Source organism: Aminobacter sp. 01T433 (assembly GCF_056398585.1).
In genome coordinates, this window is the sequence record NZ_JBFTPR010000005.1 from 214,114 (window position 1) to 239,824 (window position 25,711).

The window sequence follows — 25,711 nt, forward strand, 5'->3', positions numbered from 1 at the left end:
TCTGGCTGGCTCGCGTCACCCTTTACCCATTAACGCATGATCGCGAAAAGTGGGAACAGCTTTTCGCGATCATCTCTAAGCCAGTTTCATAAGCCGGCAAAGCCGGGTCAGGCCGCGATCTGCATCGCTCCAGGTCCTGGGACAGCTCCGGGCGGGCATTTGCCAAGAATGATCATGCCGAGCACCTCGTCCTTGGTCACTTCCTGGGTGCGCGCGGTGCCTACCACCTGGCCGTTCTTCATCACGCAGACACGATCGGCGAGATCGAACACGTCGTGGATATCGTGGCTGATCAAAAAGATGCCGATGCCGTCGGCCTTGAGCTGCTTGACCAGTTCGCCGACCTGCGCCGTCTCCTGCGGCCCAAGGGCCGCCGTCGGCTCGTCCATGATCAGGATGCGCGCGTTGAACAAGATGGCGCGCGCGATCGCCACCGACTGGCGCTGGCCGCCCGACAGCTTGCTGACCGGCTCCTTGAAACGCTGGAAGCGCGGATTGAGCCGCCCCATCACCTTGCGCGCCTCGGCCTCCATGGCGACGTCATCGAGCGTGCCATATGCGGTCATGATCTCGCGCCCGAGGAAAAGGTTCGCCGCGGCATCGACATTGTCGGCCAAGGCCAGCGTCTGGTAGATCGTCTCGATGCCGTACTTCTTGGCATCGCGCGGGTTGGCGATCTGCGCCTCGGAGCCATTGACGAAGATCGTGCCGCTGTCACGCTTGTAGGCACCCGACAGGATCTTGATCAGCGTAGACTTGCCAGCACCATTGTGGCCAAGGAGTGCCACCACTTCGCCGGGATAAAGATCGACCGAGGCATCGTCGACGGCGCGGATGCCGCCGAAGGCGATGGAGATGTTCTTGAGGTCGACGAGCGGGATACGGGTCTGTTCCATGATCTTGCCTCCCGGATTTCGTTAGACGCGCTTGCGGTAGAGCGTGTCGAGCCAGACGGCCACGACCAGCACCAAACCGACGACGATGTTCTGCAGCGGCGTGTCGACGTTGAGCAGCACCATGCCCGACTGCAACGACTGCATCAGGAGAGCGCCCAACATGGCACCCGCAACCGTGCCGGCACCACCGGCAAGCGAGGTGCCGCCGATGACCGCTGCAGCGATGACAAGAAGCTCGTCCAGCGTGCCGAGCGAGTTGGTTGCCGAGTTCAGGCGGGCACTGGAGACTGCCGCGCTGATCGCCGCCAGCACGCCCATGATCATGAACACCTTCATGGTGATCCAGCGCGTGTTGATACCGGCAAGGCTGGCTGCTTCGGGGTTGCCGCCGATGGCGAAGACATAGCGGCCGAAGCGTGTGCGGTTGGTGACAAAGGTCATGACGATGCCCACCGCCACCGCGATCAGGACGGGAATGGCAATGCCATGGGCGATGAACAGCCCGCCTTCGGGGATGGTGATGCCGTTGGCCTCGGCGTAGCGACGCACGATGCCGATCGGCCAGGGGTAGGAATTGGCGATCCAGATGGCACCAAGGATGACCCCGCAAGTGACAGTGCCAAGAAATGCCTCGGCCCAGACCGGCCGCAGCGGAAACTTGAAGCGCTTGCGTTGCTGGCGGCCACGCAGCAGCAGGAACACCACGGCCAGGCATGCGACAAGGCCGACGATCCAGCTCCACGTTGCTCCAATGGCGCCCTGCGGACCACCGCCCATGAGCTGGAAGGTCGCATCGAGCGGCGCGATCGTCTGGCCTGACGTGACCCACCAAGCTGCCCCACGCCAGATCAGCAATCCGCCCAGCGTCACGATGAAGGCGGGAACCTCCATGTAGGCGATGACGAAACCTTGCAACGCGCCGATCATCAGGCCGAGTGCGATGCCTATGGCGAGCGCCAGGGCCCAGATCCATGGATTGCCGAGTTCCAGGCCGACGGCCTTGATCAGGAAATGCACCTGGGCGAAGCCCATCACCATGCCGATCAGGCCTTCGGCCGAGCCGACGGACAGGTCGATGTTGCGCATGACGATGACCAGCACCATGCCGGTCGCCATGATCGCCACGGCGGACGCCTGCACCGACAGGTTCCACAGGTTGCGGGCGGTCAGGAAGGTGCGGCTATCGAAATCGAACGGGTTGACGCCGAGGCGCAGGCTCGAAATCACCTGCAGTCCGACCCAGATCAGCAGCAGCGCGCCGACCATGCCGAGCATTCGCGTATCGATCTCGGTTGCCTTGAGGAAACGCCCGATTGGGCTGAGCTCGGTCGTTCGCGCTCGGTCAGCCGGCGCGTTGGAAGTCGTATCTGCCATTGTTACCTCCCAACCGGATGGCCGTCTTCGCGGCAGCCGGTGTGCGCATGATAGGAGCAATCCACCATGTCATGAAGCGGGCGCTTTTGAAAAACGCCGCGGACAAGCCGCGGCGTTTCCCGATCGGATCGATCCGGTCTTAGTTGCAAGCAGCAACTGAACCGGCAGCCACACCCTGGCAGACCACGTCCTTGCCAACCCAACCGGCGTCGATGACGAGGTTGAGGTTGTCCTTGGTGATCGGAACCGGGGTCAGGAAGACGGAGTTCAGCTCCAGGCCGCCCGGCGTCTTGAACTTGGTGACGTTGGCGATCTCTTCCATCTTCTTGCCGTCGGCGAGCTGCGAGGCGATTTCAGCCGCGTTCTTGCCGAGTTCGCGCGCGTCCTTCCAGACGGAAACCGTCTGCGTGCCAAGCGCGATGCGGTTCAGCGCGGCATGGTCGCCGTCCTGGCCCGATACCGGCACCGAGCCGGCAAGGCCCTGCGCCTGGAGTGCGGCGATCGCACCGCCAGCGGTGCCATCGTTGGAAGCCACGACCGCATCGATCTTGTTGTCGTTGGCGGTCAGGAACTGCTCCATGTTCTTCTGAGCGTTGGCGGGCAGCCAGCCGTCAGTGTAGGCCTCGCCGACATTCTTGATCTTGCCGGCGTCGACAGCTTCCTTGAGCACTTCCATCTGGCCCGCAAACAGGAAATCAGCGTTCGGATCGGCACCCGAGCCTTTGATGAAGACATAGTTGCCTTCAGGCTTTGCGGCGAACACGCCCTTGGCCTGCATGCGACCGACTTCCTTGTTGTCGAAGGTCAGGTAGAAGGCGTCCTTGTTTTCGATCAGACGGTCATAGCCGACGACCGGAATGCCTTCCGCAACCGCCTTGTCGACAGCCGGCCCGATAGCCGATGCGTCCTGCGCCAGGATGATCAGGGCGTTGGCGCCCTGCGAGATCAGGCTTTCAACGTCGGTCAGCTGCTTTGCGGGCGACGACTGTGCGTCAGCCGAAATGTACTTGTCGCCAGCAGCCTCAATGGCGGCCTTCATCGCAGCTTCGTCGGTCTTCCAGCGTTCTTCCTGGAAGTTCGACCACGACACGCCGATGACCTTGTCCTTTGCCGAAGCCACTGCCGAAAGCGACAGAGTCATGGCAACACCCGCCAGGATGGCGGTGGTAAACTTTTTCATGGTTTCCTCCCTGCGCCCAATGGGCGCGCCTACTTCGCGATAGCCCTTGGAGAAGCTCTTTTTTTCGAGCCTCGAAAAAATAGTGACTCAACGGCCAGCCGCTGTCAACATGGTTTCGCAAGGCCTTCCTAATTTTTTCGGGACTCGAAATAAATAAAGACTTTTGGCTTCGGCTCTGTCACAATTAGTTGGCGCTAGGGACTGCCGCATCAGAAGGGCAGCGCTTCGCCGGGAGGAAGACGAGCACATGTCGGTCGGCATACGTCACGACGATCTGAGACGGCGCAACCGCGCCATGGTCATATCAGCCGTTCGTCGCGCCAGCCAGCCTTCGCGCACCGAAATTGCCGCAACGACCGGCCTCAGCCACTCCACCATATCGACGATATCCTCCGACCTCATCGCCGAGGGCATCCTCGCCGAAGCCAAGGGCAATGAACAAGTCGCAATGAAGCGCGGCCGGCCGCAGGTCGCCCTTGCGGTCGATCCAAAGGCTGCGTCGATCGTTGCTGTCGTGCTTTCCCTCAACAGCCTGTCGGCCGCCATCATCGACTATGCCGGCAACACCATCGTCGAAGACAACCGCCGTCTCGTCACCCAGCGCATGCCGGCGCATGCCTTGATCGACGAATGCGTCACCATGATCCGGGGCCTGATGGATCGCATCGAAACGACATACGGCCCGGTGCTGCGCATCGCGCTCGCCGTCCAGGGCATCACCGATTCGGGCTCGCGCAAGCTGTTGTGGTCGCCGATCACCCCGCATGACGACATTCCCTTCGCCGACCGGCTCGAACAGGAATTCGGCGTGCCGGTGACGGTCGAAAACGACTGCAACATGATCGCCGAGGCCCTGCGCTGGCGCGACCCAGTCCGCTACCGCGACGATTTCATCGCCATCCTGCTTTCGCATGGCATCGGCATGGGACTGGTATTGAAGGGCGAGCTCTTCACCGGCACGCATTCGTCAGGGGGCGAGTTCGGCCACATGATCCACCGGCCCGAGGGCGCGCTTTGCCGCTGTGGCCGGCGCGGCTGCGTCGAAGCCTATGCCGGCAACTACGCCATATGGCGCAATGCACGTCTCGGCGACGAGAATGCCGAGCCGCTCGCCGATCTCTCCGACGAGGACATCACCGCCCTCGCCGACGCCGCCCGCGACCATGACGGCCCCGAGCGCGAGGCGTTCCGCAAGGCGGGCGAGGCCATCGGCTTCGGCCTGGGATCGATGTTTGCGCTGATCGATCCGGCACCGCTCGCCTTTGTTGGCGTGGGTGCTACCGCCTTCGACTTGATGGAGCCGCATGTCCGCGCGGCCATCGCCAAGACGGCCGGCGGGCTGCACTCGAAGGCGATCTCCTTCGACACCGAACCGAACGAAGTCCCCCTCATCCGCCTGGGCTGCCTGATGCGCGCCTTGCTCTATGTCGATCAGGAGATCTTCGCCGCAGGCCCAGCCCCCGCGCAGCACAGGGGCTGACATACCGCTCAAGGACATTTGATTTCGGCTGTCGCAATTACAACGACGGTCGCGACCATACTGGCACCCTGGATGACAGTCCGCGTCCGCCCCTTGAAGCAGGCTCCAGGCCTCGGCAAGGGAACCGCGAGTGGAACCAAACCTGGAACCGACTTGTCTTCCAGTTTCGGAGAACCCGCGATGACCAGTCTGCTGCGTAACATCCTGGCCGGCATCGGCCTTTTGTGTGCTTCATCGTTTTCTGCGTCAGCATCCCCGATCCCCGCACCGCTTGCCCCTGAAGCTTCGGCGATGGTCATTCCCATTGTACAGGGCTGCGGCGTCGGCGGCTGGCGCGGGCCGTATGGCGGATGCCGCTATGGCGAATATAGGCGGGTTGCGCCGCGCTACGGCAACGGCTGCCCTCCGGGCTATTGGCACGGCCCCTACGGTCATTGCCGCAACACACCTTATCATGGGCGGCTGCCGAACGGCGGATGGCGCTGATCGCACTTTGGCGACAAAGCGCCTGGTCGTGTCCGTCAAGCGTGCGGCGGGCCAAACGTCGTTGTCCCGCCGAACGGTCGCCTAATCCTCGCGGATAGCGTAGCCGGCGCCGCGGATGGTGCGGATCACGTCGGGCATGCGCCCGGTGTTGACCGCCTTGCGCAGGCGCCCGACATGGACGTCGACGGTGCGTTCGTCGATGTAGATCGTCTCGCCCCAGACATTATCGAGCAACTGGCTGCGCGAAAACACCCGGCCGGGATGCCGCATCATGAACTCAAGCAGCCGGAACTCGGTTGGCCCGAGCTTGATCTCGCTCTTCTTGCGGTAGACCCGGTGCGACTCGCGATCGAGCATGATGTCGCCGACCTTGAGGATCGAAGAAAGCACTTCGGGCTTGGCCCGGCGCAGCAACGCCTTCACCCGCGCCATGAACTCAGGCGTCGAGAACGGCTTGACCAGATAGTCATCGGCACCGGTCGAAAGCCCGCGCACGCGGTCGCTTTCTTCGCCACGCGCCGTCAGCATGATGATCGGCAGGCGTTCGGTGTCGGGCCGCATCCGAAGCCTGCGGCACAGCTCGATGCCGGAGAGTGCCGGCACCATCCAGTCGAGCACCAAAAGGTCGGGCACGTTTTCCTGAAGCCGTATTTCGGCCTCGTCGCCACGCGTGACGACTTCGACCTGGTAGCCTTCGGACTCGAGGTTGTAGCGAAGCAGCACGCCCAGCGGCTCTTCATCCTCGACGACCATGATCTTGGGGGCGATCATCGGCTGTCCTCTATGTTGGAGTTCAGGTGGCCGAAACCGGCGACGTGGTTTCTTCAACCTTCGGCCGGTGGAGCGGCAGCTGCGTGCCGGTCACCACGAAATACGCGTTCTCGGCGATGTTGGTGACATGGTCGCCAATGCGCTCCAGGTTTTTGGCGCAGAACAAAAGATGCGTGCAGGCAGTGATGTTGCGCGGATCTTCCATCATGTAGGTCAGGAGCTCGCGGAACACGGCGTTGTACTGGATGTCGATCTTCTGGTCGTCGGCGCGCAAGTTCTTCAGGCCCTCGGCCTGACGCGCGACATAGAGATCAACCACGCCCCGCACCTGGTCGAGCACCAGCTGTGCCATGGCATCGATCGAATGCGAAAGATTGCGTGGCGTCGGCGATTGGCCGACGGCGCCAACGCGCTTGGCGATGTTCTTGGCAAGATCGCCGATGCGTTCGAGATCGCCCGCCATGCGGATGGCGCCGACCACGGCGCGCAGATCCTGGGCCATCGGCTGGCGCTTGGCGATCAGCGTGATGGCGCTGTTGTCGAGTTCGCGCTGCTTGGCGTCCATGATCGTGTCGTCGGCGACAACGCTTTGCGCCAGCGCCTGGTCGGACGACAACAGCGCACGGATGGCACCGGCAACCATCGAGCTGCCAAGATCGCCCATGTCACGGATGAGCTGGTCGACATGCTGGAGTTCTTCGTCGAAGGACCGGACTGTATGTTCGCCCATGATTTATTCCTCGTCTCGTATACCGCGGCGAAAACGTCCACTCAGCCGAAGCGGCCGGTGATGTAGTCCTGCGTCCGCTTGTCGTCGGGGTTGGTGAACATCTTGTCGGTAGCGCCTTCCTCGACGAGATAGCCGAGGTGGAACATCGCGGTGCGCTGCGACACGCGTGCCGCCTGCTGCATCGAGTGCGTCACGATCACGATCGTGTAGTTCTCGCGCAGCTCGTCGATCAGCTCCTCCACCTTCGCGGTGGCGATCGGATCGAGTGCCGAGCACGGCTCGTCCATCAGGATCACCTCAGGCGACACCGCAATGGCGCGCGCGATGCACAGGCGCTGCTGCTGGCCACCCGACAGGCCGGTGCCCGGCTCGTTGAGACGGTCCTTGGCTTCGTTCCACAGGGCCGCCTTCTGCAGGCTCTTCTCGACGATCACGTCGAGCTCGGCCTTGTTCTTGGCAAGGCCGTGGATACGTGGGCCATAGGCGACGTTTTCGTAGATCGACTTGGGGAACGGGTTCGGCTTCTGGAACACCATGCCGACACGCGCGCGCAGTTCGACCACGTCGATCTTGGGATCGTAGATATCCTCGTTGTCGAGCGTGATCTTGCCGCCGACACGAGCTGCGTCGATGGTGTCGTTCATGCGGTTGAGGCAACGCAGGAAGGTCGACTTGCCACAGCCCGAAGGGCCGATCAGCGCTGTCACCTGGTTCTGTCGGACGTCCAGATTGACACCGAACAGCGCCTGCTTGTCGCCATAGTGCACGGTGACCTGGTCGCCGCGCATCTTGATGATTTCGTTGGGTCTGTTCATCTCGGCATTTACCGCGTCTTCGAGTTTTTTCTCGGTCATGATGTTCATAGCAGGATACTCCTTGTCCATGCCCTACCAGCGGCGCTCGAAGCGGCGGCGCAGGACGATGGCGACGATGTTCATGGCCATGAGGAAGATCAAAAGGATGATGATGGCGCCCGACATGCGCTCGACAAAGGCGCGTTCAGCCTCGTTCGCCCACATGTAGATCTGCACCGGCAAGGCCGTCGCCGGATCGAATGGCGTCGTGGGATAGTCGGCGACGAAAGCGACCATGCCAATCAGCAGAAGCGGCGCCGTCTCGCCGAGCGCGCGTGCGAGCCCAATGATCGTGCCGGTCAGGATGCCGGGGGCTGCCAGCGGCAGGATGTGATGGAACACCATCTGCATCTTCGAAGCACCAAGGCCCAGCGCCGCCGAACGGATCGACGGCGGCACTGCGGCGAGTGCCGCACGCGTCGCGATGATGATCGTCGGCAGCGTCATCAGCGTCAGCACCAGGCCGCCAACGAAGGATGCCGATCGTGGCAGGCCGAGGAAATTGATGAACACCGCAAGACCAAGCAGGCCGAAGACGATCGACGGCACGGCGGCTAGGTTGTTGATGTTGACCTCGATGATGTCGGTGAAGCGGCTCTTCTTGGCGAACTCCTCGAGATAGATCGAGGCGGCAACACCGATCGGCAACGCCAGCAGCAGCACGATCCCCATCATGTAGAACGAGCCGATGAGTGCGACGCCGACGCCTGACGTTTCCGGCCGGCTCGACGCGCCATAGCTGAACAGCCCGGTGTTGAAGTGTTCGGCCATCACGCCTTCGGCCTTGAGCTTGTTCATCCACTCGACCTGCTGGTCCGACACCTTGCGGCGGCTTTCCGGCACGTCGAGATCGATCTGGCCCTTGAAGGCCGAGTCGAGATTGGCTGCGGCAAGGATATCGACATTGCGCGTGGTGCCGATGACCGACGGGTCCGCCGCAACAATGGCCCTGAGCTGGACACGCGAGCTATCGGACAAGAAGCCCTTGAGCTTGCGGACCTCGGCCTTGTCGTTCGGGTCGATGCCGAGCTTTTCGATCAGTGCTGCCTCGGCGAGCTTGGGATAGTTCGCCATGATCAGCACGTTCGGATCGGTCGCCCGCTTGTTGCTCGGGTCGATGATCTTTTCGTCGAAATGGATCGGCAACGTCACCGTCGTCTGCCAGAAGGCGGTGTAGCCCTTGGAGACGATCGAGGTCAACATGATCCCCAGGAACGCCAGGCCGACGGCAATGGCGAGCACGCCATAAAGGCGGAACCGGCGCTCGGCGGCGTAGCGTTTCTTGATGCCGATGTCGCGGCGCGGACGGGCTACCGACGCGGTCGGCGTGTCGAGCGAAATATCGGTCATTCGTATTGCTCCCGGTACTTCCGGACGATGTAAAGCGCGACGATGTTCATCACCAAGGTCAGCGCGAAGAGCGTGATGCCGAGCGCGAAGGCCACAAGCGTCTGCGGCGTGTTGAACTCAAGGTCGCCGGTCAGCTGGTTGACGATCTTGACGGTGATGGTGGTCATCGCCTCGAACGGATTGAGCGTCAGGTTGGCGGCCACACCTGCCGCCAGCACCACGATCATCGTTTCGCCGATGGCGCGCGATGCGGTGAGCAGGATGGCACCGACGATGCCGGGCAAGGCGGCTGGGAGGACGACGCGCTTGATGGTTTCAGAGCGCGTCGCGCCAAGCCCGAGCGAACCGTCACGCATGGAGCGCGGCACGGCGGTGATGATGTCGTCGGAAAGCGAAGAGACGACGGGGATCAGCATCACACCCATCACCAGGCCGGCGGTCAGGATGCTCTGCGCCTGGATGAACGGTGTGCCGCCGGTCAGTGCTGCGCTGATGTCGCGCAGGAAAGGCCCGAGCGTAACGAGCGCGAAGATACCGTAGACGATGGTCGGGATACCGGCGAGCAGTTCGAGCGCCGGCTTGACCACCGCGCGCACCTTGGGGGCCGCATATTCCGACATGTAGACCGCCGACATCAGGCCTACCGGCACGGCCACCAGCAGGGCGACGAAGGCGATGTAGAGCGTGCCTGCCAGAAGCGGGATCAGGCCGAACTGGCCCTCGGCGCCGCCCGAACCGGCAGCAGCAAAACGCGGGTCCCACACAGTGCCGAAAAAGAAGTTGGTCAGCGGGATCTTTTCGAAGAAGGCGATGGTCTGGAACAGCATCGACAAAACGATGCCGATGGTCGTCAGGATGGCGAGGGTCGAGGCGCCAAGCAGGCTCCACAGCATCACCTTCTCGACATTGTTGCGCGCCTGGGCACGCGGGCTGACGCGACTGAGCCCAAAACCGGCACCGAACAGAGCAAGGCCGATCGAAACGACGGCCGCGATCATGTCGAGGCGGTCGGAGACGCGGTTGGCCTCGGTCGCGATCGGGATCATGTAGTCTTGCGTGTCGGGCGCCAGCGCCACGCCCTTTACGGCGAGCAGCGGCTGCAGTTCGGCAAAGCTCGACGGCAGGGCGGCAAGCGTTTGGCTATCGAGCCTGCGCAGGCCATTGGCTAGGCTCTTGACCAGGCCGGCGGCGAGATCTTCATGCGCGACGGTGCCGTCGGCGACTTCGGCCGGCAGGGCCGCGTGGATATGACTGTTGAGATAAGCGCTCGCGCCGGTATCCCAGGCTGCGAGAAACAATACGGCCGGAACCACGCCCGTCAGGAACGCCCACCAGCCGTGGTAGTGCGCACGCGAGTGCGGCTTGACCGTGCCGTCATCTTGCGCACGCGCCCTTTGTCGGCCGACCACGAAGGCCACCAATCCTATTGCGAGTACGATGGCGAAGACGAGCAGGAAAGACATGGGCCGGCCTCGGTGAATTCAGTTCTCTGTGCCGAACGGAACAGTCGGCGGAATATTCCACGGGGCGGCGGATATAATTCCGCCGCCCCGTGGCAGTTCGAAAATTACATGGTCTTGCCGGCGCCGAAGGCTTCGCGCTGGGCAGCGCGCTCTGCGTCAGGAGCGGCAACCAGGCCGTAGTCGGCGAGCGGGCTTTCCGGTCCGACCATCTGGTCGTCGAGGAAGAACTCGACATATTCCTTCAGGCCCGGAATGACGCCGAGATGTGCCTTCTTGACGTAGAAGAACAGCGGACGCGACACCGGATACTCGCCAGAGGAGATGGTCTCCACCGAAGGCACAATGCCACCAACGGTAGCGACCTTCAGCTTGTCGGCGTTGTTTTCGTAGAAGGCGAGGCCGAACACGCCGACGCCGGTCTTGTTGCTATCGATGCGGGCAAGCGTCTCGGAGTAGTCGCCATCGATGTCGATGGCCTTGCCGTCCTTGCGCACGGCCTTGCAGGCTGCTTCGGCGGCCTTGTCGTCGAGGCCCGAAGCCTTGCCGGCTTCAACGCCGCCGAGCTTCTTGCAGCCGGCGATCAAAAGCTTTTCTTCGAACACTTCGCGGGTGCCGTGCTTTTCGCCCGGAATGTAGGCCGCGATGTCCCAGGCCGGCAGGTTCGGGTTGACCTGGTTCCACTTGGTGTTCGGATTGGCAACCAGCTTGCCGTCCACGACAACCTTGGCGGCGAGCGCCTTGTAGACGTCTTCAGGGGTCAGCGCCCAGTCAGGGCCCTTGACGTCGGTTGCAAAGACGATGCCGTCATAGCCGATCTTCACTTCCTGGATGTCCTTGACGCCAGCGTCGACGCAGGACTGGATTTCGTCCTTCTTGATCGGGCGCGAGGAGTTGGCGATGTCGATGGTGTTTTCGCCGACGCCCTTGCAGAATTCCTTGATGCCGGCGCCGCTGCCGCCGGACTCGACCACCGGGGTCTTGAAGTTGGTGAAGGTTTCACCGAAGTGCTCGGCAACGATCTTTGCATAAGGCAGAACGGTCGAGGAACCGGCAACCTGGACCTGGTCGCGCGCCGAGGCATAGCCTACCGAGGCAGCGATCGCGAAGGCAGCAGCCGACGCAGTGAGAAGAGCTTTTTTCATTGGGGCCTGCTCCTGTGGAGTATCTCGCATGACGCCTTTCATCGGCGCCCGGTGAGCCAATAGCCCCCCTCTATTACAGTTAGATGACAGTTTCGTGTCACCCCTGTAACGGTCGCTGTGCAGAGCGGCCAAGGGGTCGTTTCCTCGATCCTTTGCCGGCGCGAGGCAAACAACAGACGAGACGCGAAAGCAACCCGCCTACCCCTACGGCAGGCTGGCCTTTGTCACATTGGCTTGTCACATTTCCACAGTCTTCGAACGCTGGCCTGGCGCGTGTGGAAGATTCAGTCAGGCCGGCATCGCCTGATTCTAGATCGCGTCGCGGCGCCCGTCATCATGCCACGACCAGCGCTCGATCTTTTCGAGCAAGGCGCGCGGGCTGATCGGCTTGGGCAGGTAGTCGTCCATGCCAGCTTCGAGGCAGCGGTCCTTGTCGCCCTTGAGCGCATGCGCGGTGACGCCGATGATCGGCACGCGCGTGCCCGTGCCACGTTCCAGCTTGCGGATTTCGCCCGTTGCTTCGAGCCCATTCATCTCGGGCATCGACACATCCATCAGGATCATCCGCGGCCGACGTTCGTTATATGCGGCGACCGCGCGCCGGCCGTTGCCGACAATCTCGAAGCTCAGTTCGGTCTCGGCCAGTATCTGGCTGAAAACCATCTGGTTCACTTCGTTGTCTTCGGCAACGAGAATGTCGAGCCCACGTTCGCCTGCCGGCCGCTGCCCGCCTCGCAAGCGCGTGACATTGGGCGCCGGGCTATGCGCATTCTTAGCCGGCATTATCGCCTCGGCTGCCTGAACCGGCGTGAGGTTGGGCGTGCGCCGCCGCTGGATCGTCGCGACCAGCGCCTCAAGTAGAGCTGACGAGCGCGCCGGCTTGATCAGCTGGGCATCGATGGCAAGGTCGCGATATCCGGGACCCGACAGCGACTGGTCGACCGAGGTCAGCATGACGATCGGTGTCTCGGCCAAGCCTGGTGTCTGGCGCACCAGCCGCGCCATCTCGGCACCGGTCATGCCCGGCATCTGATAGTCGAGCACGACGCAGTCGACCTTGACCCCCAGCGCATGCGCAGCGGTCAACACCCGAAGTCCTTCCGCACCGCTTTGCGCAGCGCAGGAATCAAACCCCCATGACAGCATCTGCTCGGTCAGGATCGTGCGGTTGACGGCATTGTCGTCGACGATCAGCACGCGCGCGCCGGTCACATCGATCAGCGCCGCCGGCCTTGTCTCCAGCCGTCCGGCATTGGGCAATTTCAGCGTGAACCAGAAGGTCGAGCCTGCGCCCTCGCCGCTCTCCACCCCGATCTCGCCGCCCATCATGTCGACGAGCCGCGAAGTAATGGCGAGCCCAAGGCCGGTGCCTTCGTGACGGCGGGTCGACGACGCATCGACCTGGCTGAACTTTTCGAACACCAGCTTGAGCTTGGCTTCGGGAATGCCGATGCCGGTGTCGGTCACAGCGACATGCAGCTTGGTCTCTTCGCCGTCGCTGCGGCCCGTCACATCGACAAGCACATGGCCCGAATCGGTGAACTTCACCGCATTGCCGAGCAAATTGGTGATGATCTGCCTGATGCGTCCGACATCGCCTACATAGAGGTGCCGGAGATCGGGCTGCATGCGCACGATCAGCTCGAGATCCTTCTCCTTGGCCCGGGTCGACATCAGCGTGGCGACGTCCTCGATCGCCTCCGACAGGTTGAACGGGATCGGATCGAGTACCAGCTGACCGGCATCGATCTTCGAGAAATCCAGGATGTCGTTGATGATCGTCAAAAGCGCATTGCCCGATTTGACGATGATGTCGGTGAAGGTCTTTTGCTTGGGGTCGAGATCGGACTTCGCCAGAAGCTCGGCCATCCCCAGCACGCCATTCATCGGCGTGCGGATTTCGTGGCTCATATTGGCGAGGAATTCCGACTTGGCCCGGTCTGCCAGCACCGCCCGGCGCTGCGCCTCCTCAAGCTCGGCCTCGCGCTGTTTCAGTTCGGTGATGTTGGTCGTCGAACCGATCAGGTAGAGCGAGCCGTCCGACGCTACCATGGCGCCCTTTCGGGCGAACTGGTGACGCACAATGCCGTCGGCACATGTCGCCGTCTCTTCGATCTCCACGGTCGTGCCGCGCCGCATGACCTCGCGGTCGGCCTCCATGAATGGCTCGCCTTCGGGGCCGAAGATCTCCAGGTCGGTCTTGCCGATCGCTTCCTGCTTGGAATAGCCGGTCAGCTCGCACCAGCCCTGGTTGACATACATCAGCCTGAGATCGTCATGCTTGGCGTAGATCGACACCGGCACATTGTCGATGAGGCTGCGGAAAACCTCGTTTTCGCGCATGCTTTCCTGCAGCGCGCGTTCACGCAGCTTCAGCTCGGTGATATCGACACGTACGCCGATGAAAGTGCCGTCGGCGAGCCGCTGGTCGAACACCTGATACCAGCGTCCGTCGGGATTGCGCCGCTCGCGCACCGCCTGGTTGGTGTGATAGTGCCCGATCATGCCCTCGACCCAGGCTTCCGGATCGGCATCGTAAAGGGCATCGAGCTCGGCGTCGCCGGTGTCGCGGTAGTAGCCGGAGCGCTGTGCCACAACCAGGCTGTCGCGCAGCGAGCTGCCTTCGGTCATGACATCGCCGAGCGCCGGCAGCGCATTCTTGAGCTTGCGGTTGGCGAGCACGAAACGGTCGTCGCGGTCGTAGATGACGACGCCCGCCGGCAGCGATTCGAGCACTTCCGCCAAGCGGTGGCGCGCCTCGACCGCTTCGACCTCACGCTGTTTCATCTCGCTGACGTCGTAATAAGAAACCAGCCGCTTGCCGCCCGAAAGGGCCGTCACCGAATAGATGATGGTGCAGCCGTCAGCGCGGCGGAACTCGCGCGGCGCAACGTCGCCGGCCAGGATCTCAGCCTCGCGTGAGGCGACGTAGCCTTCCCACTTGTCGTCGGCGATGGCGTAGACGCCGTTGTGGCGGTTGACGTCCATCAGCGTCCTGAACGGGCAGCCGGCGGCGACCTGATCGACGGTGACCTTCCATATCTCGTAGAAAGCCTGGTTGAGGAACAGCACGCTGAGCCCGGCGTCGACCAGCACCACGCCCATATTCATCGAATCGATCGTCCGTTCGAGATCGGCATAAGGCAAATTTACGTCGTCCAAGGCCCGATTGTTGCGAGCCTCGATCGTCATCGCCTGGCCATTGGCCGGCTCGCCGGTCGGATCGTTGACGTCCGACGACCCCAGAATTTTCCGCATCCGTCAGCCCTGCATGCAAGGGCGATGCTGCTCCCCCGCAGACCGCCGCCGCCAACCTTGCCGCAGAAGCATTAACGACTGACTAACCTTAACGCCGCACGTCAGTACGTACGCGGCTGCTAGTCGTCGTTGGCGGCATTGAGTTCTTCGGGGCGCATGCCGCCATTGGGATCCACCAGGCCAAGCGACTTGGCCAGGATCAGCCGGCGCGACTTGAGCAAGGGCGAAAGTGCCGCCTGCACGTCCGACATGCGCGGGTTGCGCTCGTGCGCTGCAACGGCCGCTTCATCGGCATAAAGCTCGTTGACCATCACCTTGTTGGCAATCGCGCTGCCGTCGCGCTCCACCGGCTTGATCACTTCGAAGCGCAGGCAGCCCGGCTCCTCCTGCAAGGTCGCGCGCGCATGTTCCGAGATCAGGTCGAGGAACTGCTCCTCCGCCCCTTCCAGTGTCTCGAACTCGACGATGATGGTCATTTCAGCCAAGCGTTCATGCCCTTCTTGCGATCTGTGGCCTGACGGCCGCCATTCAGCCGCCTCAGCCCGGACGGTCGCGTCAGGCTAAGTCATGCCGGAGTTGTTGGAAAGGCCGGGATAGTCCGGCAGACACCGGCGGGCAGAAGGGTGTGCAGCCCGCCGGGCGTTGCCAAAGACGCGCACTCGATACATTGCGCATGTCAATGGTGCGGTCGTTTGGTGAACAATTGGTAAAGGCGCGTGACAATCATCACAGCGCAATTCCACCAAGCGTCACCAGCACAAGCTCCGCTCCGATATGCATGAGCGGAGCCGATTTGCGTCAATCACCGCAACAGTCGTGCTTATAGGGTGTTGACCCAGGAGCACATGCGGGACGTTCCGGCCAAGGGTGCTGCCAGATTGAGCCGCTGGTTCCCGTCTGTTCCTCCAGACGTCTGCGATGCGCAATCGTTCTTCACTTGCGCCTGCTGCAGAGGGCTAAGCGACTGCCAATGAGCCCTCATCTCAGCGCCGAAGTTCATAGTGCCAGCTACATTGCCAGGATATTGAGCCTCTCCGATCGACTGGGCTGCCCGGTCAGGCGCCCTTTGGATCGAACCTGTTGTCTGTGCCAATGCCGCAGTGGAAAGACCTATCGACAGAATCAAAGTTGTCATGAGCTTGTGTGACATACTTTCCTCCTTTGAACGTGGCCTCCTTTGGCCGCAAATGACGGCAACGTCGCTCAATGCCCCCGCCACGGATCGGTTCCCGCCTTTCATAATTCGTGATCGCGACGGCAGCGCCCATCGTTCGCCAGGATGGAACCGCGACCCTGTTTGCGAGTTCAGTTTCAGGCGTTAACGCGCAAATGAGTGTGGTCTTTTCCTTTCAGCCACGCTCCGGAAAGACCCGCCGCAGCCCCTCGCGGCGGGTTTTTTCGTCGAACCTGGCAGGGTCGCCTCGCAACTCCGATACAACCCAGGGTGACTCGACATGACGTGGGTTGTAGAGCAAAATTTCCGCCCTGAAATGAACCACGCCAGCATGCAATCTTTGCCTCGAGGAGGCATGTCGATGCTATCGCCTGCGCCAGGTACTTCTAACGATGCTGAACTCTATCCCCATTCTATGTCGGCAGGCATAGTCAGGGTTTAAGCATCCACTTCGGTCAGCTTGGCTGACCACGACAACCAGCAGGCAAAAACTCAGCAGCAAGAACACAAAAGACAAGCCCCATATGGGAGAAGACTATGGAGCACGTACTTTTCACCCAGCCGAACTCCCCGATTTATCCCAAGGATCTCGCGCTTCTTCAGCGTGTGTTCGACCAGATTTGCCTCGAACGCGGCGAAGACCCCAGCTCGGTGTGGGCAAGCGAAATAGCGAGGACTCTTCTCAAGCTCTACCGTAGCGGCGTGCGCGACAAGGATCTGCTGCTGGCGAGCATACCGCGGCTTCGGACGAGAAACGCAGCCTGAATTTCAGGCTGCCAGAACCTCAGGCAAAGTGCGATGGCACACAAACACCCGAAAGCGCGGCGCTTTCGGGTGTGCATCGTGCGTTTCACCTGGATTTTCCCTGATTTCCAAACGCCTCTGACGCCCGAATGTGGTGTTTTGGCCTACATCTCCGACTTTTTCTGCGATCAGGCATGCGGATTTTCATCCGCCCATTGATCCTGCGCTGTTGAGCGACGACAATGTCACCCGGCAGGTCCATCCAATCCGGGCATATGACGCAACGTCTCGCTACGCTGGTTGCCACGATAATCGTCATCCTCGCCGCGTCATCGGCGGCCCGGGGCGAAGCGACTCATGGCCGTCAGTTGCTCACCGATCCGCATCAACATGGCTTGGCCGCGCTCTATGCACCTTGGCCCGCTATTGCCGCCAACTACGCCACCGCGATGATGCGCTATCGCAACGCTGCGGAGTATGAGGGCCTGCCCCAGCAGGTCTATCCCTTCATCCTGCTTGCCCGACCGCCACTTGGCGGACCCTGGACCTGGACGGCGGCGAACGGCTCGCATGTCCGCCGCTTGCGCGACGGCGCCTTGCGGATCAGCATGACCAACCAGCTCGGCAACTGGTTCGTCGACATCTTGTGCACGGACACCGGCTGGCCGGTGTTTTCGTGTGATGACGGCATCGAACGCGTCGCCGCCGCTCCCGCTCCTCAACTGTTCATCATCGACGGCGTCGAGTTTTCACGGGCTCTGCCGGCGGCGACAAATCCCTGAGGGGACGCCATGGCCAAGTCCGACTTCAGTTCCGTCGACGAATACATCGCAGCCCAACCGGAAGCCTCAAGAGACACACTGGAAAAAGTCCGCGCCATCATCCGCGACATCCTGCCAGCCGCCAAGGAGGTCATCTCCTACCAGATCCCTGCCTACAAGCTGGATGGGGCCCAGGTGATCTATTTCTCCGGCTGGAAAGAGCACTATTCGCTCCACCCCGCCTCCGCTCATCTCGTCGCAACGCTCAAGGACGAGATCATGCCTTATGTCGCCGGCAAGGGCACGCTGCGGTTTCCGCTCGCCGAACCCGTGCCGGTGAAACTGATCGAACGCGTGACCAGGCTCCGCGCCGAGGAAGTTGCCGAAGAGCAAAAGGCAAGGGCAGCCAAGCCCAAGCGCCGCTGATTAATGGCGCGCGCTGCCGTCAGGGAACGTCGTCGCTCGCCACAGGGCCGCCTTCGCCTTCCAGCGTCGACAGGCGTCGTGTTACCGAACGGCTGAACTTGAGCCGGACGCCCGCGCCATTGGCGCCTTCCTCGGGAATGAACACAGCTCCAAGCCGCTCCAGCGCCGATTGCAGCGCAAGGATGGTATCGTCGGCGGGAATCGAGATCTGTCTTTCAAACGCCTCGATGACCAGCTCGTCCACATTCGACGCGGTCGCCAGTTTCGCCCGCGTGATTTCAACAATCGCGCGCGCAGCCTTGCAGATCGGTCCGGTCATCATGAGCAGCATCTCCAAATCCAACCGCCAGCGCGAAAGGCCTTGCGGCAACGCGGGCATGAGTCCGGCGAAGCTACGAAAGGGGGATCACCGGTTCAAGAGCATGCCCCGGCGATGGACGATCTGTCGCCATCGCCGACACAGAGCTAACCCCAGGCAGCTCCGTTCAGCGCATCCAGCGGGAACTTCAGATAGCGCTTGCCGTTGGCTTCCGGTTCGGGAAACCTGCCGCCATTGATGTTGATCTGCAGCGCATGCAGGATCAGCTTGGGCATCGGCAAGGTGCTGTCGCGCTCGTTGCGGAACGCCACGAAGTCCTCTTCCCGTTCATAGCGCGTCAGGTGGATGTTGTGGTTTTTCTGGGCGGCAACGGTGCTTTCCCAGAGCGGCTCGCGGCCACCCGGCTGGTAGTCATGGCCGACGAAAATGCGCGTGTCGTCCGGCAGCGCCACAATGTCCTGGATCGTCGCCCACAGCGCATTGGCGCTGCCGCCGGGGAAATCCGTGCGCGCCGTGCCACTGTCAGGCATGAAGACGGTGTCGTGCACGAAGGCGGCATCACCCACGACATAAGTCACCGAAGCCAGCGTATGGCCGGGCGAAAACATCACGCCTGCCTTGATGCCCCCGATCTCGAACGTATCGCCCTTGTCGAACAGGCGATCCCATTGCGAGCCGTCGGTGCGCAGGCTCGGCCAGTTGTAGATACCGGCCCACAGCTTCTGCACATCGACGATGCGCGCTCCGATCGCCGTCGGCGCACCGGTCTTGGCCTTCAGGTAAGATGCAGCCGAGAAATGGTCGGCATGCGGGTGCGTGTCGAGAATCCACTGCACTTCGAGGTCCTGCGCGCGAACGAAATCGAGCAGCCGGTCGGCATTGGTCGTCGCCGTCGCACCCGACTTCTCATCGAAATCGAGAACCGGATCGATGATTGCGCATTGCCTGGTTCGCGGGTCGGAAACGACATATTGCACCGACCAGGTGCGCGGATCGAAGAAGGCGGCGATATCGGGTCTAGCCATCTCTCAAGCCTCCGCCATTTCGACATTGCGCGGGTAAAAGATCGCGCGGCTGGCGTCGAAATCATAGCGTGATTGGTACTGCATCGCGTCCCCCGCCAACTGCCTCACCGCATCAAGGATGAACTGCACTTTCTCCTCCGGCAACAGCACGCTGAAATTGAGCCTGATGAAGCCAGGCTTGCTGATCTCGTTACCGGCAAGGATAGCTTCGCGCATGCGCTGCGATTCCGCTTCGCCGATCGACAAGAGCCGATGCACATAAGGTCCGGCACAAGCGCAGCCGCCGCGTGCCTGAATGCCGAAGCGGTCGCTCAGCATGCGGGTGACGAGCTGCTGGTGGACATAGCCGCCCTTGCCGTCCTTCACGCGGAACGAAAAGATCGGCAACCGTTGCGGCGACAGCGCGCCAAGCAATTCGATGTTTTCAACGCCCTCCCATGCGGCCATGGCGCACTGGGTCAATTCGGCGTTGCGGGCCTGCATCGCCTCCGCGCCGAGCGCATCCTTGACCAGGAAAGCAAGGGCCGCGCGGATGTCGCCGACGACGTTGGGGGTACCCGCTTCCTCGCGCGCTTCCAGGGAGGTGCTGTAGTCGTGACTGGTCGGCGAGACGAACTTGACTGTGCCGCCACCAGGCCAGGACGGCTTGTCCGTCGCAACCGCATCGCGGCGCACGATCAGCACGCCCGAGGCGCCCGGACCGCCCAGAAACTTGTGCGGCGAGATGACTATCGCGTCGATGTCGGCGTCACTTTCGGGCGACATCGCGATCGGCATGTAGGGCCCGGCACCGGCATAGTCCCAGACCATCTTCGCGCCCGCCGCCTTCACTTGCCTGGTGACGGCTGCGACATCGGTGATGATGCCGGTGACGTTGGAGGCTGCCGAAAACGCGCAGACCGTGAGGTCGGCCGCATTTTGCAGCACGTCGCCGAGTGCTTGGAGATCAGGCCCGCCCTTGGCACATTCTGCGATCTCGATGACGTCTGCGCCGCTTTCGCGCCAGGGCAGGATGTTCGAATGGTGCTCGTAAGGGCCGATGACGACACGCACGCGCTTGCCCGAAGCAACTGCATCAGTGACACCAAGAAGCTTGACCAGCCGGTTGATGCCGGCGGTAGCGCCCGAGCCGGCGAAGATGACCGCATGCTTTTCGCTGGCGCCACAGCAATCGGCAATCGCAGCGCGCGCTTCGCGGCGCAGGCGGGTCATCATGCCGCCGCAATAAGACGCCTCGGTATGGCTGTTGGCGTAGTAGGGCAGAACCTCTTCGAGAATGAAGCGCTCGATCTGCATCAGCGCCCGCCCTGAGGCTACATAATCCGCATAGACCAGAGCCTTGGGGCCGAACGGCCCGTCAACTCTAGCGCCCTTGCCGACCAAGCCATTCCGGAGTTCCGCAACCACATCGCCGACAGACAGGTCCTGGCTGAATTTTTGCAGCAAGCCAGCTGGCTTGTCGGAGCACTTGGTTTCCATCGAATCTCTCCCGGGAACGTACCAAGGGTGATTTTAGTCCGATGCTACAGTTGAAACTTCATCGTTTTCACGCGACTTTAGCGCAAACTTGGGTCATATGATCGCCAATATGGAAAAAATAGACGAGATAGATCTCAAGATCCTGTCGTGCCTGCAAAAGGACGGCGCAATTTCGCAGCGCGATCTGGCCGAGCGTGTCGGGCTGTCGCAGAACGCCTGCTGGCGCCGCCTGCAGCGGCTCAACACCAGCGGCCTCATCCGCGGGACGCATGCAGACATCGATTTGTCGGCGCTCGGCTATGATCTGACGGTCTTCGTCATGATCCGCACCCGCCATCACTCAAAGGAGTGGGCCGACAATTTCCGCAAGCATGTCGAGCGCCTGCCCGAAGTGATCGACTTCTACCGCATCGGCGGCGACTGGGACTATCTGATCAAGGTGGTGACCAAGGGCATGTCGGGCTACGACGCCTTCTACCAGAAGCTCATCACCAATTTCGACCTGGCGACGGTAACCGGCTTCTTCTCGATGGAAGCCATCGTCGACAATCGTGCGGCGGATCTGAGCCGCCTGCGGTGAAACCGACTGCAAGACACGCTGTCAGCCTGGGAGCCGCATGGCCGCCACCGCGCGGATGCGGCCAAAAGCTGGCTGCATTCCATGTTCCCCGAGACACAACCCCTACATATCCGGATTGATTTGTAGACTTTTCGGAATAGGCAGGCTTGAGCATCGCATATGCATATCGCGGGCGAGTAGCTTTCGTTTTTTTTCTTGATGCTCTTTTCCAGCCAGCGCGATGCCAAGCCCATACGGGCCAAGCAACAGACTGGCCGGTATGCTCAATGTCTTCTTTTCTCCCGCCTCGTAGTTCAATGCCGCGGCGCGGCTTTGTTCACACTCCGGCGACCGCCATTTTGCGTCTTGGGTCGAGAGCGTGGCTGCATACTCGGCGGGCGGTGTCGTACACCCAGCGACCGCGAGCATGACCATGGCGGCCAGCAGCCCTTCCTTCTTCATCCCCAAGCCCCTCAAGATCGCCTCGCGTCATTCATTGCGTTTGTCGAGGCGTGTTTCTCTTCCACGACGGCAGACCTACTGGCTTTGTCTGATACCGCCATAGCCGCATCCCCCGGCCGGTCTGTCGGCGATTGAACGTGGGGCTTGGTAGTACGTCAAGCCGCCAGTCTAGCGACCCGCCAGGCAGCATACAGAACGACCGTTATTGATGGATTTTGCAGCGGCGCGGCTATGCGCTTGATTTGCTTGGTACGCCCAAGGGGAATCGAACCCCTGTTCCCGCCGTGAGAGGGCGGTGTCCTGACCGCTAGACGATGGGCGCAGCCGAGATCGGCGATATAGGCTGGCGTTTTCGAAAAAGCAACAGCCTCGGCCGTGATATTATTGCAATGCGCCAATTACTTCTTGGGTTCGAGCAGATCCCACAGATTACCGCAGAGATCGGCGAATACGGCGACCGTGCCATAGGCTTCATGGCGCGGCGCTTCGCGGAATTCGACCCCCTTGGCAAGCATCAACGCATGGTCCCGAGCAAAATCGTCGGTCTCAAGGAAGAGAAACACGCGGCCCCCCGTCTGGTTGCCGACGGCAGCCGCTTGCGCTGCGCCGTCCGCCTTGGCGAGCAAAAGCCTCGCACCTTGCCCACCGCCCGGCTCGACCGTCACCCAGCGCTTGCCGCCGCCGAGATCGACGTCTTCGGCGAGGACGAAACCAAGCCTTTCGACATACCAAGCGATCGCCTGGTCGTAGTCGGCGACGACAACCGAAACCGTGGCGACCTTGCGCCCTGAGGCAGGGAACCCGCTCACTGCGCTTTGACTGCGAACTGGCCGATCAGCCGACGCTGGACGATGTCGTAGACATAGATCGTGTGGCTGCCGTCGGCGAGTTCCGCGTCGATCGAGATGCGGTTGCCGGAAAGCGACTGCGACGCGATCTTTGCGCCTGCGGGCAAGACGATGTCGCCGCTCAATTGGCTGCCCGCGGCCACGGGAATTTCACCGCCCACAACAGCGGCAGCAGGCTCAGCCGTTCGCGATTTGTAGACAATGCCGCCAATGACAGCCATAAGGGCGACCAACAACAGCCCTAAATTGATGATGAAGAAGCGGACGAGTTTCCTGCGGACGCGCTCAACCGACGGGTCGAGCGGCTTGTCTTCTTCTTCAATAGCGGGCCGAGACATGGCAAAACTTCCGGAACAATTGTGATGAGCGCATCAGATAGCGAAGCGACAGGCACTTTGATAGTGCTCGAGGCCGACTCCGATGCCGCAGGTCTGCGGCTCGATCAGTGGCTGGCCGGTCGCCTTGCACCCGATCTGTCGCGCAGCCGGGTCCAGGCGCTGATCAAGCAAGGCGCGGTGCGCGTTGCCGGCAATGTCGTCAACGAAGCCAAGCGCAAGCTCGCCTCAGGCGAACAGGTTTCCATCGACATGCCCGAGCCCGAACCGGCTGCACCGGAGGGCGAGGCGATCGCGCTCGACATCCTTTACGAAGACGACGAGCTGATCGTCATCAACAAGCCGGCCGGCCTCGTCGTCCACCCAGGTGCCGGAAACTGGACCGGCACGCTGGTCAATGCGCTGATCCACCATTGCGGCGACAGCCTTTCAGGCATCGGCGGGGTCAAGCGGCCCGGCATCGTCCATCGCCTCGACAAGGAAACGTCAGGCGTCATGGTCGTGGCCAAGACCGACCGCGCCCACAAATCGCTGTCCGAGGCCTTCGCAGACCATGGCCGCACCGGCGACCTCGAACGCGCCTATCACGCACTCGTCTGGGGCTTCCCCCAGCGCATGACCGGCACCATCGACGCTCCGCTCGGCCGCCATTCAGACCGCGTCCGCCGCGCCGTTGTGCCTGAGCACCGCGACGATGCCCGCCACGCCATCACCCACTTCACCGTGCTGGAGCGTTTTGGTTCCGAGCAGGCGGAGTTCGCCACCGCCAGCCTGGTCGAATGCCGGCTGGAAACCGGCCGCACCCACCAGATCCGCGTCCACATGGCCCATATCGGCCATCCCGTCCTTGGCGACCCCGACTATGGCCAGGCCTTCCGCACCAAGTCGAACCGTCTGCCAGAGTCGCTGAAATCGGCCGTCAAGGCGTTTCCGCGCCAGGCATTGCACGCCAGGCTACTTGCATTTCGCCACCCCACTTCCCATCTAATCATGCGGTTCGAGGCTCCCTTGCCTCGCGACATGGGGGAATTGGTCGACGGCTTTCGGAATCTCTGAACCGTCGATCAGAAAACCTGACTCGTATTGTTCACTTAGGCGTGACACTCTGTTTCGCGTTGAACAAATCGTGTCTTTTCTGGTTTTGTTCCTGTATAAGACCCATGGCGCGACAGTGCATTCGGCAGCCGCGCCACATGCTCGCCAGGATCAGGGAGCATTTCTCGTGAAGAGGGAGGGCGCTTTATGGCCCAGTCACTACCTAGTATCGTCTCCGGCGAAGGCGGCCTCAGCCGCTACCTGGAAGAAATCCGCCGCTTTCCGATGCTCCAGCCGCAGGAAGAGTACATGCTCGCCAAGCGGTATAACGAGCATGAAGACACTTCTGCTGCGCACAAGCTGGTCACCAGCCATCTGCGTCTCGTGGCCAAGATCGCCATGGGCTACCGTGGCTATGGCCTGCCCATCGGCGAGGTGATCTCGGAAGGCAATGTCGGCCTGATGCAGGCCGTCAAGAAATTCGAGCCGGAGCGTGGTTTCCGTCTCGCCACCTATGCCATGTGGTGGATCAAGGCCTCGATCCAGGAGTACATCCTGCGCTCGTGGTCCCTGGTCAAGATGGGCACCACCGCCAACCAGAAGCGGCTGTTCTTCAACCTGCGCAAGGTCAAGGGCAAGATCCAGGCGCTCGATGACGGCGACCTGAAGCCCGAGCACATCACCGAGATCGCAACCCGCCTCAATGTCTCCGAGGCCGAGGTGGTGTCGATGAACCGCCGCCTGTCGGGCGACGCCTCGCTCAACGCGCCGATCCGCGCCAGCGAAGGCGAGTCGGGCGAGTGGCAGGACTGGCTTGTCGACGACCATGACAGCCAGGAAACCATGCTCATCGAGCAGGACGAGCTCGACAACCGCCGCGGCATGCTGGCGAGCGCCATGTCGGTGCTCAACGACCGCGAAAAGCGGATCTTCGAGGCGCGCCGTCTTTCCGACGAGCCGCTGACGCTGGAAGAGCTTTCGGCCGAGTTCGACATCTCCCGCGAGCGCGTCCGCCAGATCGAGGTGCGCGCTTTCGAAAAGGTCCAGGACGCGGTCAAGGCCGCAGCCAAGAAGCAAGCCCAGGCGCTCCGCACCATCGACGCCTGAGCCCGACAGCTTCAACGAACAAAAAAACGCGCCGGCAAAACCGGCGCGTTTTTTTTGGTCTCCACCCCGAGGGTGGAAGGCCCGTCCCTAAACCTTCTTCGTCAGGCTCAGCGCCAGCTGCTCCATGCGCTCGGCCAGCGAGCCCAGCGCGCCGGTCAGCGCGGCATCGTTCTTGTCGGCCTTGGTCAGCGCGTCGTCGCGCGTCTTGCGCAGCGTCTGGACCTCAGTCTCCATGCCCTTGACGCGCTTCTGCAGCTCCGACAGCTCGTCCATCACCATGATGCCGGCCATGACCGTCAGCCGCTGGTCGCCGATCTCGCCGAATGAATCCTTGAGGTGCAGCACATAGCGATCGAAGCGGTTGGCGAGGTCGATGAGGTGCTCTTCCTGCCCCTCGTCGCAGGCCATGCGGTACTGTTTGCCGTCGATGGTAACAGTGACTTGCGCCATCTC

Annotated in this window: 25 protein-coding genes, 1 tRNA gene and 1 pseudogene; 8 read left to right on the plus strand and 19 right to left on the minus strand. The window is 62.0% G+C overall.

Features of this window, described 5'->3' with window-relative positions; genetic code table 11:
• Positions 1-107: 107 nt before the first annotated feature.
• The 3 genes from AC1DLV_RS10310 to xylF form a co-directional block, all read right to left on the minus strand.
• Entirely contained in the window at positions 108-896 is a 789-nt protein-coding gene (locus AC1DLV_RS10310) for an ATP-binding cassette domain-containing protein (RefSeq protein WP_476799440.1), read from the minus strand.
• A 21-nt stretch (positions 897-917) separates the two neighbouring features.
• Positions 918-2,270 (minus strand): sugar ABC transporter permease, encoded by a 1,353-nt coding sequence (locus AC1DLV_RS10315; RefSeq protein ID WP_476799441.1) that lies wholly within the window; start codon positions 2,268-2,270, stop codon positions 918-920.
• Positions 2,271-2,409: 139 nt separating this feature from the next.
• Positions 2,410-3,450: a D-xylose ABC transporter substrate-binding protein gene (gene xylF, locus AC1DLV_RS10320; RefSeq protein WP_476799442.1), complete on the minus strand. Its 1,041-nt coding sequence runs from the start codon at positions 3,448-3,450 to the stop codon at positions 2,410-2,412.
• Between the two features lie 247 nt (positions 3,451-3,697).
• Here xylF and AC1DLV_RS10325 point away from each other — a divergent pair, with 247 nt between their 5' ends.
• Positions 3,698-4,930: an ROK family protein gene (locus tag AC1DLV_RS10325; protein ID WP_476799443.1), complete on the plus strand. Its 1,233-nt coding sequence runs from the start codon at positions 3,698-3,700 to the stop codon at positions 4,928-4,930.
• A 180-nt stretch (positions 4,931-5,110) separates the two neighbouring features.
• Complete coding sequence (locus tag AC1DLV_RS10330) at positions 5,111-5,416, plus strand: GCG_CRPN prefix-to-repeats domain-containing protein (protein ID WP_476799444.1); 306 nt, start codon at positions 5,111-5,113, stop codon at positions 5,414-5,416.
• An 81-nt stretch (positions 5,417-5,497) separates the two neighbouring features.
• Here AC1DLV_RS10330 and phoB read toward each other — a convergent pair whose 3' ends face one another.
• The 8 genes from phoB to AC1DLV_RS10370 all read right to left on the minus strand — a co-directional run bounded on the left by phoB (position 5,498) and on the right by AC1DLV_RS10370 (position 15,460).
• Positions 5,498-6,187 carry a phosphate regulon transcriptional regulator PhoB gene (gene phoB, locus AC1DLV_RS10335; protein WP_476783089.1) on the minus strand — a complete coding sequence of 230 codons (690 nt, stop codon included), beginning with the start codon at positions 6,185-6,187 and terminating at the stop codon, positions 5,498-5,500.
• A 22-nt stretch (positions 6,188-6,209) separates the two neighbouring features.
• A complete protein-coding gene (gene phoU, locus AC1DLV_RS10340) occupies positions 6,210-6,917 on the minus strand; it encodes a phosphate signaling complex protein PhoU (RefSeq protein WP_476799445.1) in 708 nt (235 codons plus the stop codon).
• A 41-nt stretch (positions 6,918-6,958) separates the two neighbouring features.
• A complete protein-coding gene (gene pstB / locus AC1DLV_RS10345; protein WP_476783091.1) occupies positions 6,959-7,780 on the minus strand; it encodes a phosphate ABC transporter ATP-binding protein PstB in 822 nt (273 codons plus the stop codon).
• A 24-nt stretch (positions 7,781-7,804) separates the two neighbouring features.
• Entirely contained in the window at positions 7,805-9,121 is a 1,317-nt protein-coding gene (pstA, locus tag AC1DLV_RS10350; RefSeq protein ID WP_476799446.1) for a phosphate ABC transporter permease PstA, read from the minus strand.
• Positions 9,118-10,584 carry a phosphate ABC transporter permease subunit PstC gene (gene pstC / locus AC1DLV_RS10355; RefSeq protein WP_476799447.1) on the minus strand — a complete coding sequence of 489 codons (1,467 nt, stop codon included), beginning with the start codon at positions 10,582-10,584 and terminating at the stop codon, positions 9,118-9,120. Before pstC ends, pstA begins: the two co-directional genes overlap by 4 nt.
• 104 nt (positions 10,585-10,688) lie before the next feature.
• Complete coding sequence (locus tag AC1DLV_RS10360; RefSeq protein WP_476799448.1) at positions 10,689-11,726, minus strand: substrate-binding domain-containing protein; 1,038 nt, start codon at positions 11,724-11,726, stop codon at positions 10,689-10,691.
• A gap of 309 nt (positions 11,727-12,035) precedes the next feature.
• Complete coding sequence (locus tag AC1DLV_RS10365) at positions 12,036-14,984, minus strand: response regulator (protein WP_476799449.1); 2,949 nt, start codon at positions 14,982-14,984, stop codon at positions 12,036-12,038.
• A 119-nt stretch (positions 14,985-15,103) separates the two neighbouring features.
• Positions 15,104-15,460, minus strand: a complete 357-nt coding sequence (locus AC1DLV_RS10370) for a putative quinol monooxygenase (protein WP_476799551.1) — start codon at positions 15,458-15,460, stop codon at positions 15,104-15,106.
• A 1,235-nt stretch (positions 15,461-16,695) separates the two neighbouring features.
• Here AC1DLV_RS10370 and AC1DLV_RS10375 point away from each other — a divergent pair.
• From AC1DLV_RS10375 to AC1DLV_RS10385, 3 genes are all read left to right on the plus strand, one after another.
• Complete coding sequence (locus tag AC1DLV_RS10375; protein ID WP_476799450.1) at positions 16,696-16,923, plus strand: hypothetical protein; 228 nt, start codon at positions 16,696-16,698, stop codon at positions 16,921-16,923.
• Positions 16,924-17,177: 254 nt separating this feature from the next.
• Complete coding sequence (locus tag AC1DLV_RS10380) at positions 17,178-17,684, plus strand: hypothetical protein (RefSeq protein ID WP_476799451.1); 507 nt, start codon at positions 17,178-17,180, stop codon at positions 17,682-17,684.
• A gap of 9 nt (positions 17,685-17,693) precedes the next feature.
• Positions 17,694-18,089: an iron chaperone gene (locus AC1DLV_RS10385; RefSeq protein ID WP_476799452.1), complete on the plus strand. Its 396-nt coding sequence runs from the start codon at positions 17,694-17,696 to the stop codon at positions 18,087-18,089.
• A gap of 19 nt (positions 18,090-18,108) precedes the next feature.
• Here AC1DLV_RS10385 and AC1DLV_RS10390 read toward each other — a convergent pair whose 3' ends face one another.
• The 3 genes and pseudogenes from AC1DLV_RS10390 to AC1DLV_RS10400 form a co-directional block, all read right to left on the minus strand.
• Complete coding sequence (locus tag AC1DLV_RS10390; RefSeq protein WP_476799453.1) at positions 18,109-18,468, minus strand: XRE family transcriptional regulator; 360 nt, start codon at positions 18,466-18,468, stop codon at positions 18,109-18,111.
• Between the two features lie 86 nt (positions 18,469-18,554).
• Positions 18,555-19,427: pseudogene (locus AC1DLV_RS10395) on the minus strand (MBL fold metallo-hydrolase); the annotation flags it as partial.
• A gap of 9 nt (positions 19,428-19,436) precedes the next feature.
• A complete protein-coding gene (locus AC1DLV_RS10400) occupies positions 19,437-20,912 on the minus strand; it encodes an aminotransferase class V-fold PLP-dependent enzyme (protein WP_476799454.1) in 1,476 nt (491 codons plus the stop codon).
• Between the two features lie 109 nt (positions 20,913-21,021).
• Here AC1DLV_RS10400 and AC1DLV_RS10405 point away from each other — a divergent pair, with 109 nt between their 5' ends.
• Positions 21,022-21,492: an Lrp/AsnC family transcriptional regulator gene (locus AC1DLV_RS10405; RefSeq protein ID WP_476799455.1), complete on the plus strand. Its 471-nt coding sequence runs from the start codon at positions 21,022-21,024 to the stop codon at positions 21,490-21,492.
• 102 nt (positions 21,493-21,594) lie between these two features.
• On the opposite strand, the gene AC1DLV_RS10410 is transcribed toward AC1DLV_RS10405, so the two are convergent.
• The 4 genes from AC1DLV_RS10410 to AC1DLV_RS10425 form a co-directional block, all read right to left on the minus strand.
• Complete coding sequence (locus AC1DLV_RS10410; protein WP_476799456.1) at positions 21,595-21,933, minus strand: hypothetical protein; 339 nt, start codon at positions 21,931-21,933, stop codon at positions 21,595-21,597.
• 247 nt (positions 21,934-22,180) lie between these two features.
• A tRNA-Glu gene (locus AC1DLV_RS10415) sits at positions 22,181-22,255 on the minus strand.
• 76 nt (positions 22,256-22,331) lie between these two features.
• Positions 22,332-22,742 (minus strand): VOC family protein, encoded by a 411-nt coding sequence (locus AC1DLV_RS10420; RefSeq protein ID WP_476799457.1) that lies wholly within the window; start codon positions 22,740-22,742, stop codon positions 22,332-22,334.
• Positions 22,739-23,119 carry a fimbrial protein gene (locus AC1DLV_RS10425; RefSeq protein WP_476799458.1) on the minus strand — a complete coding sequence of 127 codons (381 nt, stop codon included), beginning with the start codon at positions 23,117-23,119 and terminating at the stop codon, positions 22,739-22,741. The genes AC1DLV_RS10420 and AC1DLV_RS10425 overlap by 4 nt, the downstream gene beginning before the upstream one ends.
• A gap of 24 nt (positions 23,120-23,143) precedes the next feature.
• On the opposite strand from AC1DLV_RS10425, the gene AC1DLV_RS10430 reads away from it, so the two are divergent.
• Positions 23,144-24,172 (plus strand): RluA family pseudouridine synthase, encoded by a 1,029-nt coding sequence (locus AC1DLV_RS10430; protein ID WP_476799459.1) that lies wholly within the window; start codon positions 23,144-23,146, stop codon positions 24,170-24,172.
• Between the two features lie 186 nt (positions 24,173-24,358).
• The gene (rpoH, locus tag AC1DLV_RS10435) at positions 24,359-25,258 is read left to right on the plus strand and encodes an RNA polymerase sigma factor RpoH (protein ID WP_115730533.1); all 900 of its coding nucleotides are present in this window, start codon (positions 24,359-24,361) and stop codon (positions 25,256-25,258) included.
• A gap of 87 nt (positions 25,259-25,345) precedes the next feature.
• Here rpoH and AC1DLV_RS10440 read toward each other — a convergent pair whose 3' ends face one another.
• Positions 25,346-25,708 carry a cell division protein ZapA gene (locus tag AC1DLV_RS10440; protein WP_476799460.1) on the minus strand — a complete coding sequence of 121 codons (363 nt, stop codon included), beginning with the start codon at positions 25,706-25,708 and terminating at the stop codon, positions 25,346-25,348.
• Between the last annotated feature and the right edge of the window lie 3 nt (positions 25,709-25,711).

Excerpts from the sequence above, each read along its gene's own strand:
- phoU (WP_476799445.1), bottom strand. The coding sequence starts at position 6,917 with ATGGGCGAACATACAGTCCGGTCCTTCGACGAAGAACTCCAGCATGTC.
- AC1DLV_RS10365 (WP_476799449.1), bottom strand. The coding sequence starts at position 14,984 with ATGCGGAAAATTCTGGGGTCGTCGGACGTCAACGATCCGACCGGCGAG.
- AC1DLV_RS10370 (WP_476799551.1), bottom strand. The coding sequence starts at position 15,460 with ATGACCATCATCGTCGAGTTCGAGACACTGGAAGGGGCGGAGGAGCAG.
- pstB (WP_476783091.1), bottom strand. The coding sequence starts at position 7,780 with ATGAACATCATGACCGAGAAAAAACTCGAAGACGCGGTAAATGCCGAG.
- AC1DLV_RS10360 (WP_476799448.1), bottom strand. The coding sequence starts at position 11,726 with ATGAAAAAAGCTCTTCTCACTGCGTCGGCTGCTGCCTTCGCGATCGCT.
- pstA (WP_476799446.1), bottom strand. The coding sequence starts at position 9,121 with ATGACCGATATTTCGCTCGACACGCCGACCGCGTCGGTAGCCCGTCCG.
- AC1DLV_RS10390 (WP_476799453.1), bottom strand. The coding sequence starts at position 18,468 with ATGCCCGCGTTGCCGCAAGGCCTTTCGCGCTGGCGGTTGGATTTGGAG.
- AC1DLV_RS10400 (WP_476799454.1), bottom strand. The coding sequence starts at position 20,912 with ATGGAAACCAAGTGCTCCGACAAGCCAGCTGGCTTGCTGCAAAAATTC.
- AC1DLV_RS10310 (WP_476799440.1), bottom strand. The coding sequence starts at position 896 with ATGGAACAGACCCGTATCCCGCTCGTCGACCTCAAGAACATCTCCATC.
- AC1DLV_RS10410 (WP_476799456.1), bottom strand. The coding sequence starts at position 21,933 with ATGAAGAAGGAAGGGCTGCTGGCCGCCATGGTCATGCTCGCGGTCGCT.
- AC1DLV_RS10405 (WP_476799455.1), top strand. The coding sequence starts at position 21,022 with ATGGAAAAAATAGACGAGATAGATCTCAAGATCCTGTCGTGCCTGCAA.
- AC1DLV_RS10315 (WP_476799441.1), bottom strand. The coding sequence starts at position 2,270 with ATGGCAGATACGACTTCCAACGCGCCGGCTGACCGAGCGCGAACGACC.
- rpoH (WP_115730533.1), top strand. The coding sequence starts at position 24,359 with ATGGCCCAGTCACTACCTAGTATCGTCTCCGGCGAAGGCGGCCTCAGC.
- pstC (WP_476799447.1), bottom strand. The coding sequence starts at position 10,584 with ATGTCTTTCCTGCTCGTCTTCGCCATCGTACTCGCAATAGGATTGGTG.
- xylF (WP_476799442.1), bottom strand. The coding sequence starts at position 3,450 with ATGAAAAAGTTTACCACCGCCATCCTGGCGGGTGTTGCCATGACTCTG.
- AC1DLV_RS10375 (WP_476799450.1), top strand. The coding sequence starts at position 16,696 with ATGGAGCACGTACTTTTCACCCAGCCGAACTCCCCGATTTATCCCAAG.
- AC1DLV_RS10430 (WP_476799459.1), top strand. The coding sequence starts at position 23,144 with ATGAGCGCATCAGATAGCGAAGCGACAGGCACTTTGATAGTGCTCGAG.
- AC1DLV_RS10330 (WP_476799444.1), top strand. The coding sequence starts at position 5,111 with ATGACCAGTCTGCTGCGTAACATCCTGGCCGGCATCGGCCTTTTGTGT.
- AC1DLV_RS10385 (WP_476799452.1), top strand. The coding sequence starts at position 17,694 with ATGGCCAAGTCCGACTTCAGTTCCGTCGACGAATACATCGCAGCCCAA.
- AC1DLV_RS10325 (WP_476799443.1), top strand. The coding sequence starts at position 3,698 with ATGTCGGTCGGCATACGTCACGACGATCTGAGACGGCGCAACCGCGCC.
- AC1DLV_RS10380 (WP_476799451.1), top strand. The coding sequence starts at position 17,178 with ATGACGCAACGTCTCGCTACGCTGGTTGCCACGATAATCGTCATCCTC.
- phoB (WP_476783089.1), bottom strand. The coding sequence starts at position 6,187 with ATGATCGCCCCCAAGATCATGGTCGTCGAGGATGAAGAGCCGCTGGGC.
- AC1DLV_RS10440 (WP_476799460.1), bottom strand. The coding sequence starts at position 25,708 with ATGGCGCAAGTCACTGTTACCATCGACGGCAAACAGTACCGCATGGCC.
- AC1DLV_RS10425 (WP_476799458.1), bottom strand. The coding sequence starts at position 23,119 with ATGTCTCGGCCCGCTATTGAAGAAGAAGACAAGCCGCTCGACCCGTCG.